Below are 12,600 nucleotides of genomic sequence, written 5' to 3' on the forward strand. Positions count from 1 at the left end.
TTAAGCATTTACCACTAAAATCATTTAAAAAAAATGGAAATGATTGCTTTTACAGACACAAAATTATTGGGCTTTAGGAAAACAATACCCACATCTATTTTCCCTGCCGTAACTTTGCTTTATGCAACCTGTTTTAATTTACTGCTACGATGCCTGGTGTGGCTGGTGCTATGGATTTAGCCCGGTAATGCAAAAAATAAATGAACAATATAAAGACCTATGGCATATTGAAGTACTTAGCGGCGGCATGATTTTACCCGAGCAGCCTGTTCCTTTAAAAGCAACGGCAACTTATATACAAGGCGCTTATAAAAACATAGAAACCCTTACCGGCATTAAATTTGGCGAAGATTATCTTTGGCATATTTTTCACCCGGATGAAAGCGATTGGTTTCCCCACTCGGAAAAAGCTGCAATAGCCCTCAGTATTTTTAAAGAAATATATCCCGAAAGGCAAATTGAATTTATTGCCGATTTACAAAAAGCACTATTTAAGGAAGGGCGAGACCTTACCGATAATGAAGCCTACCGTCATCTGCTGGAAAAATACGCTATTGATGCCACTACTTTTTATGGTCAATTATCATCGGAAGATTTTAAAGAAAAAGCCAAATACGATTTTACGCTTTGCAAGCAATTAAAAGTTACCGGCTATCCGCAATTGCTTTTGCAGGCCGGCGAAACACATTTTTATCTTTTAGCCAAAGGTTATACCGGGTTTGAAATGCTAAACCAACGCATTGCATCGGTATTAGAAGAAATAAAAGTTAAAGGAAATGCTTAAATTGAGCTACTCATGTTTACAGTAACACAAAAAATGGAAACCGGTTTTTCTAAAATTATCCTTACAGATAAAAAGGGAAAATGCAGTGCAGAAATATTGCCCGAATGCGGCGCCTTACTCAATGCGTTTACTATACTTAATAATGACAATACAATAAATATTATTGAAGGTTATAAAAACCAGGATGACTTTAATGAAAATTGCGAATTCAAAGGTTTCAGGAGTGCAAAACTTTCGCCATTTGTTTGCAGGCTAAAGAATGGAACATATTTTTTTAAAAAAAATGAGTATAAAGTAAATGGGTTTTACCTTGACAAACATGCATTACATGGCTTAATTTACCGTAAAATTTTTTCCATAGTAAAAACAAAAAAACTTAAAAATAGCGCATGGGTTTTGTTGCGTTATAAATACCGTGCCGATGATAATGGCTATCCATTTCCCTTTAATTGCGATTTGAAATATACGCTCAAAAAAAACAACCGGCTCATTATTACAACAACCATCAGCAATAAAGGAAAATCAAAAATTCCGGTAAGCGATGGATGGCATCCATATTTTACGCTGGGTGGATGCATTAATGACTTAGCAATGCAAATGTATGTTTCGGGCAAATTAGTTTTTGACAATGAACTTTTACCCACCGGCAAAACAGAAAGTTTTAAACAGTTTGAAAAACCTACTCCAATTGGCGAAACGGTTTTTGACAATTGCTTCATAGTAAAAAAAGGAGCAAAAACAGCCTTGCAATTAACGAATGTTGAAAATGGGATTACCCTGAAAATTAAGCCCCATAGTGCTTACCCTTATTTGCAAATATATACGCCACCACAGCGGCAAAGTATAGCTATTGAAAACCTTAGCTCAGCTCCTGATGCATTCAACAACAAAATGGGTTTGGTGGTTTTGGACAAAAACAAATCCAAAAAATTTATTACAGAGTATATAGTGAATGTATAATTTATGTCCGTTCGTTCAATTCGAGCCAGCGCATTTCTTTTTCATCTATCAATTCCATTACAATACCGAGCCTTGCAGCCGTAGCTTGCAATTCATCATAAGCCAAGTGTTGGGTAATTTTTTCATCCAGGAGCATTTTTTCATTCTGCAGTTTTGCAATTTCTTTTTCAAGGTTGTCAAATTCAAATTTTTCTTTAAAGGAAAGCTTTTTTATTGCTCCGGCATTTGAACCGGGTTTCAATTCAGTAGGATTGGCAACAGGTTTATCATCTTCCCTGACTGTATTATTTTTCTTTTGGTTTAACTTTTCCCTGTATTGGCTGTAGTTGCCGGGGAAATCGGTAATAACACCGTTGCCCTCAAATACAAAAAGGTGTTCCACCATGCGATCCATAAAATACCTGTCGTGGCTTACAATTAAAATACAACCCGGAAAATCCAGTAAAAATTCTTCCAGGGTACGCAGGGTTTGTAAATCCAGGTCGTTGGTAGGCTCATCCAGCACCAAAAAATTGGGGTTGTTAAATAATATACTCAGCAAATGCAACCTTCGTTTTTCGCCTCCACTCAGCTTACTTAAAGGCGTGTATTGCTGCTCGGCGCTAAAGCCAAATTTTTCCATAAACTGTGAGGCGCTTATTTTGGAACCATCGGCCAGCGGAAAAAATTCGGCAAAAGTTTTTACATATTCTATAGCCCTTTTATCTTCTTTGTATTGCAGTCCCTCCTGGTTAAAATTGCCAAACACAACGGTTTCTCCATGGTTTACTTTGCCGCTATCGGGTTCTATTTGCTGCAAGGCGATTTTTAAAAAAGTACTTTTTCCCACACCGTTTTTACCCACAATACCAATGCGTTCACCCTTTTTAAAAGTGTAATCAAAGCCTTTTACGAGTACATTATTGCCAAAGCTTTTATAGAGCTTTTTCATTTCCAGCACTTTGCCGCCAAGCCTTGTCATTTTTACTTGTAAAGAAAGTTCGGCCACTTCTTTTTGCCTGCCTACTTTTTCTTCCAAATCGGCAAAAGCATCCTGGCGGCTTTTACTTTTTGTGGTACGGGCCTTGGGTTGCTTGCGCATCCACTCCAGCTCTTTACGAAAAATATTTTTATCTTTTTGCAGCTCACTTTGCTGCACACTGAAGCGGTGAGCTTTTTGCGCTAAAAAATAATCGTAGCTGCCTTTATATACAAAAACTTTTTCATCGTCTATTTCTACAATTTCGTTGCAAACGGCATCTAAAAAATATCGGTCGTGGGTAACCAGCAGCAGGGTTACTTTTGCGGCATTTAAATAATCTTCAAGCCACTCAATCATGTCCACATCCAGGTGGTTGGTAGGCTCATCCAGCAGCAACAAACAGCGGCCGGCATAAATTTGTGTTTCAATAAGCGCCTGAGCAAGCGCCACTCTTTTTTTTTGGCCTCCACTCAGGTTGCCGGTTTTTTCATTTAAATGATGCAGGTTGAGCTTGCCCAAAACCTGCTTGAGGCTGGCTTCAAAATTCCAGGCATCCAGTTCTTCGAGCCGGTTCATTAAGCTGCTAAGTTTGTTGGTATCATCAATTCCGTTTTCTAAAAATTCTTCGTACTCTTTTACGGCTTTTACCACATTATTATCCAGCCGAAGGATATTGTCCCAAATGGTTTTTTGAGGGTCAAAATCATTATCCTGTTGCAACATCACCGTTTGAATTTCTTTATTTACCCATACGGTTCCATCGTCGGCAGTATCGAGGCTGGCAATAATTTTCATTAAAGTGCTTTTGCCGCTTCCATTGCGGGCCACCAGGGCAATTTTATCGCCTTCTTCAATATTTAAGCTAATATTTTTAAAAAGTACCCTTACGCCGTAGGACTTAGTAAGGTTTTCAACCGAAGCATAATGCATTTGGCAAAGATAGGTTGCCGGGAACTGATTTGCATGGTGCAGAGTTTCAATATCTTTGCGTTTTAAATTATAGTATGAGTTATTATGTTCATCCATCATCTTTTGTAGATGATCATTGCGAAATAGGCGAAGGCACAAAAATTTGGCATTTTTCGCATATCATGAGCGGGAGCCGCATTGGCAAAAATTGTAACCTGGGCCAAAATGTGGTAGTATCGTCCAATGTGGTATTGGGCAATAATGTAAAAGTGCAAAATAATGTAAGTATTTACGAAGGGGTAATTTGTGAAGATGATGTTTTTCTTGGGCCATCGGTAGTGCTCACCAATGTAATAAACCCACGCAGCGCCATTGTACGCAAGCATGAGTATAAAAAAACGCTCATTAAAAAAGGGGCAAGCATTGGGGCAAATGCCACCATTGTATGCGGCTATACCATTGGCGAATATGCGTTTATTGGCGCAGGAGCCGTAGTAACCAAAGATGTGCCTGCTTACGCTTTAATGGCAGGCAACCCGGCAAGGCAAATGGGCTGGGTAAGCGCCGCTGGCTTTAAACTTAATTTTGATTTAAATGGAATGGCATTTTGTAAAGAAAAAAATGAAAAATATTTACTAGAAAATGGCAAGGCAAAAAAAATTTCCTGAATGCAAAACTATAATTAAGGAAGTTATCTTATAAGCCATGAATATACTAATTGTAAAAAAAATTGGCTCGGATATTCATGGAACGGTAACCCTTGCTTTAAGGTTATATAATTATTTCAACAACAATGGCCATAATTGTTATCTCACAAAATATAAAAAATCATCATTATTATTAAACTTGCCTGAGCCGAAAAAACTTATTGAAGTAAATGAATGGAACGTAAGAACGCATGCAAAAAAATATCAATCTTTAAGCTTTGATGTTATTTATTGCCTCACCAGCGACGACGCTATTATTGGCCTACAAATACAACGCCTTTTTTATACTGCTGCAAAAGTATTTTTGGGTATTTATCACCCCAGGCAATCATTTGTGCCTACAAAATTTTTACCCAATTACAAAGAACACCTGAATAAAAAAGTATTTAACCTGCTGCCTGCAGAAAATATAATTTTCATGGATGAAGTTTGTCATAAATCACATAGCCAATATTATAACTTAAGCCTCAAAAAATCTCCCATTATTCCACTTCCAATGAATATTGAAGGCCAGGAGCTTAGCAGCAATTATATTAAATATAAATTTTCAAGTGTTGGCCGAATTACCGATTTTAAACCTTATCCCTTTGGCGTAATAAAAGCAATAGCCAATTTAAAAGAAAGGGGATATAAAGATATGAATTACCATATTGTAGGTGAAGGTGAAAATTTTGGACAACTGAAAAAAATGATTGAGGAATTAAGCCTGCAAAATTACATTACTTTATATGGTAGTGTTCCATATACAAAAATAAATGACATTATTAAAGACAGTTATTGTTTCATTGGGATGGGAACCACAGTTGGCGAAGCATCGGGTATTGGGCTACCCTCATTGGTAGCAATTGTAGACGACGTAGAACATACTTATGGCCTCTTAGGCAACTTGCCCGAAAATATTGTAGGAGAGCCGGGTGAAAACCTGCCGCTATTCAACTATTCAAATGCAATAGAAAAATTATTGCACCTGTCCGATGATGATTATAAAAAAGAAAGGAGAAAGTCAATAGAGAAAGCTGCTTTTTACTCCATTGAAAAAGTAGGGAAAAAATTTATTGAACACTTTGCAAGAGGCAAAAATTCTTCAATTAAAATTTCATGGTTTAGTAATTTATTATTCTTACTCACAAAAATTCAGGTAAAATATTTTATACAAAAAGAATTCAGACATAAATAATTATTCAGCATTTTTCCTTTTTTTTGGGCCGCTATGTAATAAAATTAAAAACCACATCATACAGAACAAAGGCATTGCCGTAGCCTTATACCGCACAATTGTTCCAAAGTTAAATGTTGTAAGCCCAATTAATATTCCCATCAAAATACAATAGTACAAGATTACTTTTGCAAGGATACTTTCTTTAAAAAACTGGTTGATGCTTCTCAATCTCTTAATGAAAGTAAAAATAACAAGCGCTAATACCATAAATGACTCTATGGCATTAAAGAGTAAAAAAGCATTTCCTGCTTCCCAAATATGCGGCCGGAAATATGTAGTATAAAATGCTAATGGCGCTTTCTTAATTAAGCCGGCAAAAGAGGTTTCAATCTGGCCAATTTCAAATGAAGAGCCTGCCTCGCCGGCATTATACAACTCCTGGTAAAAATTAGAGGTATCAACAAAATCCAAAATAAAATCATCGTAGGAGTTTACTAAATAAAGAACAAAGAGCATAACGCCTGTAATAATTAGGAAGCCCAGGAATTTTTTAAATATATGATCGTTTTGCAATTTTGCTAAATAATAAATTAATACAGACATTCCCAAAGCAAATGAAAGGGCATAAATAGTATAAGGCTTTACCAGAAGTATAAAAAGTGTAACCATTAACAGCAGAAGAATATTAATTCCTTTCTTTTTATTGGTATAAATATTATAAATGTTTACAGCCAAAAATCCCATAAAGGCATACACCAATGTTTCTTTATAAATGGGAGATGTATAAAAAGTTGCCGTGGGAATAAATAAGAGGCAAAAAGCAATTGCTTTTTTATACTTTGGCGAATGATACACTTTTGTCATTACCTGGTACAGCTTAAAAACACCAATAGTAGAAATTACACAAAACCCAAAACAAATAAGTAAATACCGGCCAAATGCAAGTGGATAAATGACAGACGCAACTCTTACCAGAAAAAAATTTCTCTCCATATCACTTCCTGGCTGAATACTAAGTCCGCTTTCAGACCAAAGCACTTCCTTATAATTTAGGGCGCTTTTAAAAATCAAATCTATATTAGAAAAATTTTTTTGTGCCAGGCCTACCATATTCTTCGATTCCTCAAAAATATACATACTATCTGTCATTCGCCAAACATATGCTACCAAATAGGTTTGAAGCGATATATAAACCACTTTAGTAAAAAAGAAAATCAACAGGAGTTTTTTTTCTCCTATTGTTGCTTTCCTAAAAATGAACTTTCTGAGTGCAAAAGAAAAGACAATAAAATAAAAAAATAAAAGAAGAAAATCCCAACTGGTTAAAATATTTTCCTTCATATTAGCTCAAATTTATACAATACCGTTGCTATAACAAAGCAAAACTAAAAAAGCCCTGCATCTGTTAACTATATTTGTTCCCTTTTGCACCAATAGTTTTCTTAGTTTTGCATATTCTAAAAAAGCCGAATATCCAGTTTTAAAATTTATGTACCAACAACCTTATTTAATACAGTTTCCCAGGATTGGTAATACCATGATTGGCTATATATCTGTTGCAGAAAATGACAATCTGCCATTTAATGTGGAACGTATTTACTGGACTTACTATACTCCCGAAAGCATCAACCGTGGTGGCCACGCACATTATGAGCTGGAGCAGATACTGGTAGCCGTTTCCGGCAAAATTATTGTACATACTGAAATGCCGGGAGGCCAAAAAGAGCGATTTATACTAGAAACGCCAAATATCGGTATTTTTTTACCCAAATATTGCTGGCACGAAATGCATTACTCCCACAATTCTGTACAAATGTGTATTGCCAACTCTGTTTACAACGAGTCTGACTATATAAGGGATTATAATGAATTCAAAAAAATATCATGAGTAGTATTCATAAGTTGGCAGATGTTCAATCCAAAAAAATAGGAAAGGGCACTATTGTTTGGCAATTTGCCATTATCCTATCCAATGCAGAAATTGGGGAAGATTGCAATATTAATTGTCATACTTTTATTGAGAACGATGTAGTAATTGGGAACAGGGTAACCGTTAAAGCCGGGGTTTTTATTTGGGATGGCATAAGAATAGAAGATGATGTGTTTATTGGGCCCAACGTAACTTTTGTAAACGATAAATATCCCCGTTCCAAAGAATATCCCGATAAGTTTCAATCAACAATAATTCGAAAAGGTGCATCAATTGGTGCAAATGCCACTATTTTAGGCGGTGTAGAAGTAGGTAAATATGCTATGATAGGAGCCGGCAGCGTAGTTACCAAAAATGTAGATGATTTTACGGTAGTTTATGGCAACCCTGCCAGAGTTATAAAAAAAATTATACGACCAAATAAAAAATGATCCCTTTTTTAAATATTAAACAAATTAATGAAAGGCATAAAGACCTGCTTACCGAAGCCTTTAATCAAGTACTACATTCCGGTTGGTTTATTTTAGGAAACAGGGTTGAACAGTTTGAAAAAGATTTTGCTGCTTATTGTAATGTAAAACATTGTATTGGTGTAGCCAATGGATTAGATGCATTAATACTTATACTTGAAGCCTATAAGGAAATGGGTGAAATGAAATGTGGTGACGAAGTATTAGTGCCTTCAAATACTTATATTGCCAGTATATTAGCTATTACCCGTGCAGGTTTAAGACCGGTATTAATAGAACCGGATATTAATACTTACTTAATAGATGCTGAAAATATTAAAGATAAAATTACGCCTAAAACAAAAGCTATACTTCCTGTACATTTATATGGCAGGGTTTGTGCAATGGACTCCATAAATAATATTGCAAAAAATTACGGGTTAAAGGTAATAGAAGATTGTGCCCAATCGCATGGGGCTGTTTATAATAAAAAAAAATGCGGCGGCCTGGGAGATGCAGCAGGTTTTAGTTTTTACCCGGGCAAAAACCTGGGTGCACTGGGAGACGGAGGCGCTGTTACAACCAACAACGATAAGTTAGCCGATACCATAAAAGCATTACGCAACTACGGCTCATTCAAAAAGTATGAAAATTTATATTGTGGGTTTAATAGCCGCCTTGACGAATTGCAAGCTGCATTACTTTCTACAAAATTACCTTTTCTTGATGCCGATAATCAACACAGAAGAATGGTAGCGCAATATTATCATGAAAATATCAATAACCCACTCATTACTCTTCCCTTTAAATCTTCAACAAACATTGTACAATTATTTGACCATGTATGGCATTTATTTGTAGTGAGCGTTGAAAATAGAAATAATTTTCAGAAATATCTTACAGAAAAAGGGGTTCAAACGGTTATTCATTATCCTATACCTCCACATAAGCAAAGAGCATATATTGAACTGTCCATGGCTTCCTTACCCATAAGCGAAAAAATTCACCAGCAAGTAATTTCGTTACCCATCAGCCCGGTTATTGAACTTAAAGAATACGATACAGTTTGCAAGGTTATAAATGCATATAAACCGTGAATTTAAAAAAAACCAGTCTTTATACTTCGATTTCTGCATTTGCAACTTTTATAAGTGGTTTTTTAATTGTTAAAGTTGTGGCTGTAAAAATTGGGCCCGAAGGTATTGCCTATCTTGGCCAGTTTCAAAATACTGTGGCCATATTGAATATGCTGGCAACAGGCGCAATTTCTATTGGCATCATCAAATACCTCTCAGAGTTTCGAAGGCAAAACGGCAAACAGGAAGAGGTAATAGGAACAGCCTTGCTTATTATGATTTGTTGTTCATTATTTATTACTGTTATCAGCCTGCTTCTGTCAGGTTATTTTTCTAAAATGTCTTTTAAAGATACTTCTTATTCTAAAGTGTACATAGCTTATGGAATTTGTACCATTGCCTTTGCTTTTAACTTGCTGTTTCCAGCAATATTAAATGGTTTAAAAAAAATAAAATGGCTCACTGCAGTTAATGTTAGCAGCTCAATAATTGGCGTATTGTTTATGCTTGTTTTCACTTTTTATTTTGGCATTAGCGGTGCCCTAATTTCTTCATCAGTACAGGCATTGGTAGTATTACTCATTAATTTATTTATTGCAAAAAAAGCAGGGGTATCTTTCAGCATCTCAGGTATAAAATATCATAAAGAAACAGCAAGTAAATTATTTAAGTTTTCATTAATGGCAGCAGTAAGCGGCATAGTACTACCATTAACGCAAATTCAAATAAGAGAAATTATTATTACCCGGTTTTCTTTTACCGATGCAGGATATTGGCAGGCCATTACAAAAGTATCCGATTATTACCTGGCATTTATCACTTCAATACTCGCTGTGTATTATTTACCCAGGCTTTCTGAAATTGACAATAAACCAGAGTTGAGGCTAGAGATTTTTAAAGGCTATAAAATTATTTTACCCATTGTAATAGCTATGGCTTTTGCAATTTGGATATTGAAAGAACCAATAATTCATATTCTTTTTTCAAAAGATTTTTTACCGGCAAAATCTTATTTTACATTTCAGTTACTTGGAGATGTGTTTAAAATAGGTAGTTGGCTTTTGGCCTACTTAATGCTGGCAAAAGCTTTAACAAAAGAGTATATCATAACAGAAATTTTATTTTCCGTTACTTTAATATTTTTATCCCGGTGGTTTATTGGCCAATATGGTGTAATTGGTGCAACCTATGCATTTGCGCTAAACTATGGCCTTTATTGGATATTAATGTGGTGGCTGCTCAAAAAATATTTTTATAAAGTATAACTGTAGTTGTTTTGAGGTATTGACAACTTATTATTTAACTTAGAATAATAAATGAGGAAGAAAAAAGTATTATTTTTTATCAATACACTTAGGTTCGGCGGTGCCGAAAGGGTAGTTTCTATGATGGTTAACCACCTAAAAGATGATTATGAAATACACCTTGCCCTGTTTCATAAAGAAATAGCTTTCCCCGTTTCTGAAGATATTGTTTTAGTTGATTTAAAGGAAAACCCCTCAACGGGTAATTCATTGATGTTGCTTAGGCTGCCATTAATTGCCCGTAAATTAAGCAAATACTGTAAAGCAACTGAAATAGAATTAGTTATTAGTTTTTTAAACAGGCCATCATATGTAACTGCATTTATGAAAAGTTGTTGGGGATTTAAAGGTAAAATAATCATGTGTGAACGATCCTATCAAAGCCAAATGTTAAATTATATTACCAGCAGTAGTTATTCATATAGATTTATTACAAAAAAATTAATTCATTTTGCCTATCAAAGAGCCAATATTATAATCAGCAATTCCATCATTTCAAAAGAAGATTTACAAAATAACTTTGCAATTACTACGCCAATAGAAGTTATTTATAACCCCGTAGATATTGCCGCTATTCAGCAAATGAGCAGGGAGCCAAAACCTGACTGTTTTTCAGATGCAGGAGCTTTCTATTTTATTGCTATTGGAAATTTCAGGGCCGAAAAAAATTTTGGACTTTTACTCCAGTCATTCTCTATAATTCAACCATTAATAAATGCAAAATTAATTTTTGTGGGGAGTGGAGCTTTGGAAAATACCCAAAAAATGCTTGCACATAAACTTGGCATTAATGATCATGTAATTTTTTGTGGGTTTCAGCAAAATCCTTACAAGTTTATTTCTAATGCCAATTGCCTGGTATTAAGCTCATATACAGAAGGGTTTCCCAATGTTTTACTGGAAGCGTTGGCCTGTAGCAAAACGATTGTTTCTACAGATTGCCTGTCGGGTCCACGGGAATTACTGGCTCCTTCATCTCTTCCATCCCAACAGGTAAAGGAAGGCATTGAAGTTGCAGACTTTGGAATATTAACTGCAGTAAATAATTCAAAAGCATTAGCTGAAGGCATGATGAAGGCTTACACCGACAAAACGCTTCGTTCTTCATTTGAAATAAAAGCAATTGAAAGGGCTGCCGTTTTTAATATTAATATCAATATTAATCAGTACAGGCAGGTTATTGACAATATTCTACAAATTTCCACAAAACATTAATTATTACCATGCAAAAAAAAATAATCTTTCTTGTGCCCAACCTGTTTTACGGCGGTGCTTCAAAGGTTATTACCCTAATTTGCAACAACCTCTGCAACCGGCGTTTTAAAATTTTACTGGTAGCGGTTAATGGAGAAAATAATTTTTATACCCAGGATATTGCACAGCTAAATTTTATTGACCTGAAAAAAAAACAGGTAAAAGTTGCAGCTTGGGCCATCTATCGGCTCATTAAAAGGGAAAAGCCCGATATTGTTTTTTCAAATGGGCAGGACCTGAATATCCTAAATACATTTTTTAAAAAATTTTGTTTTGTCAATAAATATCAACTGGTATGCAGAGAAACCTCGGTGCTTTCCGGCAATAATAACAATACAAAGCTGGGCAACCTTTATAATTGGCTGGTAAAAAAACTCTACAATAATGCCAATGCCATCATTTGCCAGTCGGCTCAAATGAAAAACGACCTTTGTAGAAACTTTAAAATACAGTCGAAAATATTACAGGTAATACCCAACCCTGTTGAAGTACTCAATGCAGTAGAAGCTGAGCATTTTAATACAAATGCTGAACTTAAATTACTCTTAATTGGCAGGCTGGTGCCCGAAAAGGGTTTTTTACGCATTTTAAAAGCAATGAAATATTTGCCCGGCAACTGGCAACTGGTTATTTTAGGCGATGGCCCACAATTAAATGAACTGAATAAGGCTACAGAAAAATTTGGTATTACACAAAAAATTATATTTGCCGGGCTGGTAAAAAATACGGCACAGTATATTTCCGGATGTAATTTTGTTTTATCAGGGTCATATAATGAAGGATTTCCAAATATTGTACTGGAAGCTGGTGCACAAGGCAAGCCGGTAATAGCTTTTAAAGCCCCTGGCGTTGGTGAAGAAGTAATAGAAGATGGTGTTACCGGTATTTTGGTAAATGAAGATGATGAAAAAATATTTGCCAATGCCATCATTACGGCGCAATCCATTAACTTTAACCCTTTGAAAATAAAAGAAAAAATTATCAGTCGCTATGGAATTTCGATAGTGATCGAACAATATGAGCAATTATTTGAATTATTAACCAACAACAACGAAACGTCAAAATAAAACGGTTTTTGAAAATATCTAAAGTAATTAACAAATAAAT

12 protein-coding genes are annotated in these 12,600 nt (G+C 35.3%); 10 read left to right on the plus strand and 2 right to left on the minus strand.

Going from position 1 to position 12,600, the window contains the following annotated elements; translation table 11 throughout:
- Positions 1–121: 121 nt before the first annotated feature.
- Positions 122–784 (plus strand): DsbA family protein, encoded by a 663-nt coding sequence (locus IPO46_05810; protein ID QQS64095.1) that lies wholly within the window; start codon positions 122–124, stop codon positions 782–784.
- A gap of 12 nt (positions 785–796) precedes the next feature.
- Complete coding sequence (locus IPO46_05815; protein QQS64096.1) at positions 797–1,744, plus strand: aldose 1-epimerase; 948 nt, start codon at positions 797–799, stop codon at positions 1,742–1,744.
- Between the two features lies 1 nt (position 1,745).
- Here IPO46_05815 and IPO46_05820 read toward each other — a convergent pair whose 3' ends face one another.
- Entirely contained in the window at positions 1,746–3,635 is a 1,890-nt protein-coding gene (locus IPO46_05820; GenBank protein ID QQS64327.1) for an ABC-F family ATP-binding cassette domain-containing protein, read from the minus strand.
- Between the two features lie 74 nt (positions 3,636–3,709).
- Here IPO46_05820 and IPO46_05825 point away from each other — a divergent pair, with 74 nt between their 5' ends.
- The gene (locus IPO46_05825; GenBank protein ID QQS64097.1) at positions 3,710–4,282 is read left to right on the plus strand and encodes an N-acetyltransferase; all 573 of its coding nucleotides are present in this window, start codon (positions 3,710–3,712) and stop codon (positions 4,280–4,282) included.
- 37 nt (positions 4,283–4,319) lie between these two features.
- Positions 4,320–5,498 carry a glycosyltransferase gene (locus IPO46_05830; protein QQS64098.1) on the plus strand — a complete coding sequence of 393 codons (1,179 nt, stop codon included), beginning with the start codon at positions 4,320–4,322 and terminating at the stop codon, positions 5,496–5,498.
- Here IPO46_05830 and IPO46_05835 read toward each other — a convergent pair whose 3' ends face one another.
- The gene (locus IPO46_05835; protein ID QQS64099.1) at positions 5,499–6,821 is read right to left on the minus strand and encodes a hypothetical protein; all 1,323 of its coding nucleotides are present in this window, start codon (positions 6,819–6,821) and stop codon (positions 5,499–5,501) included.
- 148 nt (positions 6,822–6,969) lie between these two features.
- Here IPO46_05835 and IPO46_05840 point away from each other — a divergent pair, with 148 nt between their 5' ends.
- Genes IPO46_05840 through IPO46_05865 form a run of 6 tightly spaced genes read left to right on the plus strand, consistent with a single transcriptional unit; the run spans position 6,970 to position 12,560 of the window.
- The gene (locus IPO46_05840; GenBank protein ID QQS64100.1) at positions 6,970–7,368 is read left to right on the plus strand and encodes an FdtA/QdtA family cupin domain-containing protein; all 399 of its coding nucleotides are present in this window, start codon (positions 6,970–6,972) and stop codon (positions 7,366–7,368) included.
- The gene (locus IPO46_05845) at positions 7,365–7,841 is read left to right on the plus strand and encodes an N-acetyltransferase (protein QQS64101.1); all 477 of its coding nucleotides are present in this window, start codon (positions 7,365–7,367) and stop codon (positions 7,839–7,841) included. The genes IPO46_05840 and IPO46_05845 overlap by 4 nt, the downstream gene beginning before the upstream one ends.
- A complete protein-coding gene (locus tag IPO46_05850; protein QQS64102.1) occupies positions 7,838–8,956 on the plus strand; it encodes a DegT/DnrJ/EryC1/StrS family aminotransferase in 1,119 nt (372 codons plus the stop codon). The genes IPO46_05845 and IPO46_05850 overlap by 4 nt, the downstream gene beginning before the upstream one ends.
- On the plus strand, positions 8,953–10,200 hold the full coding sequence (locus IPO46_05855) for an O-antigen translocase (protein QQS64103.1): 1,248 nt from the start codon (positions 8,953–8,955) through the stop codon (positions 10,198–10,200). The genes IPO46_05850 and IPO46_05855 overlap by 4 nt, the downstream gene beginning before the upstream one ends.
- Positions 10,201–10,251: 51 nt before the next feature.
- Positions 10,252–11,454: a glycosyltransferase gene (locus IPO46_05860; GenBank protein ID QQS64104.1), complete on the plus strand. Its 1,203-nt coding sequence runs from the start codon at positions 10,252–10,254 to the stop codon at positions 11,452–11,454.
- An 8-nt stretch (positions 11,455–11,462) separates the two neighbouring features.
- The gene (locus IPO46_05865; protein ID QQS64105.1) at positions 11,463–12,560 is read left to right on the plus strand and encodes a glycosyltransferase; all 1,098 of its coding nucleotides are present in this window, start codon (positions 11,463–11,465) and stop codon (positions 12,558–12,560) included.
- Positions 12,561–12,600: the final 40 nt, after the last annotated feature.

Source organism: Chitinophagaceae bacterium (genome assembly GCA_016699815.1).
In the GTDB taxonomy this organism is placed as follows: Bacteria; Bacteroidota; Bacteroidia; order Chitinophagales; family Chitinophagaceae; genus Ferruginibacter.

Excerpts from the sequence above, each read along its gene's own strand:
- IPO46_05810 (QQS64095.1), top strand. The coding sequence starts at position 122 with ATGCAACCTGTTTTAATTTACTGCTACGATGCCTGGTGTGGCTGGTGC.
- IPO46_05815 (QQS64096.1), top strand. The coding sequence starts at position 797 with ATGTTTACAGTAACACAAAAAATGGAAACCGGTTTTTCTAAAATTATC.
- IPO46_05820 (QQS64327.1), bottom strand. The coding sequence starts at position 3,635 with ATGCATTATGCTTCGGTTGAAAACCTTACTAAGTCCTACGGCGTAAGG.
- IPO46_05825 (QQS64097.1), top strand. The coding sequence starts at position 3,710 with ATGAGTTATTATGTTCATCCATCATCTTTTGTAGATGATCATTGCGAA.
- IPO46_05830 (QQS64098.1), top strand. The coding sequence starts at position 4,320 with ATGAATATACTAATTGTAAAAAAAATTGGCTCGGATATTCATGGAACG.
- IPO46_05835 (QQS64099.1), bottom strand. The coding sequence starts at position 6,821 with ATGAAGGAAAATATTTTAACCAGTTGGGATTTTCTTCTTTTATTTTTT.
- IPO46_05840 (QQS64100.1), top strand. The coding sequence starts at position 6,970 with ATGTACCAACAACCTTATTTAATACAGTTTCCCAGGATTGGTAATACC.
- IPO46_05845 (QQS64101.1), top strand. The coding sequence starts at position 7,365 with ATGAGTAGTATTCATAAGTTGGCAGATGTTCAATCCAAAAAAATAGGA.
- IPO46_05850 (QQS64102.1), top strand. The coding sequence starts at position 7,838 with ATGATCCCTTTTTTAAATATTAAACAAATTAATGAAAGGCATAAAGAC.
- IPO46_05860 (QQS64104.1), top strand. The coding sequence starts at position 10,252 with ATGAGGAAGAAAAAAGTATTATTTTTTATCAATACACTTAGGTTCGGC.
- IPO46_05865 (QQS64105.1), top strand. The coding sequence starts at position 11,463 with ATGCAAAAAAAAATAATCTTTCTTGTGCCCAACCTGTTTTACGGCGGT.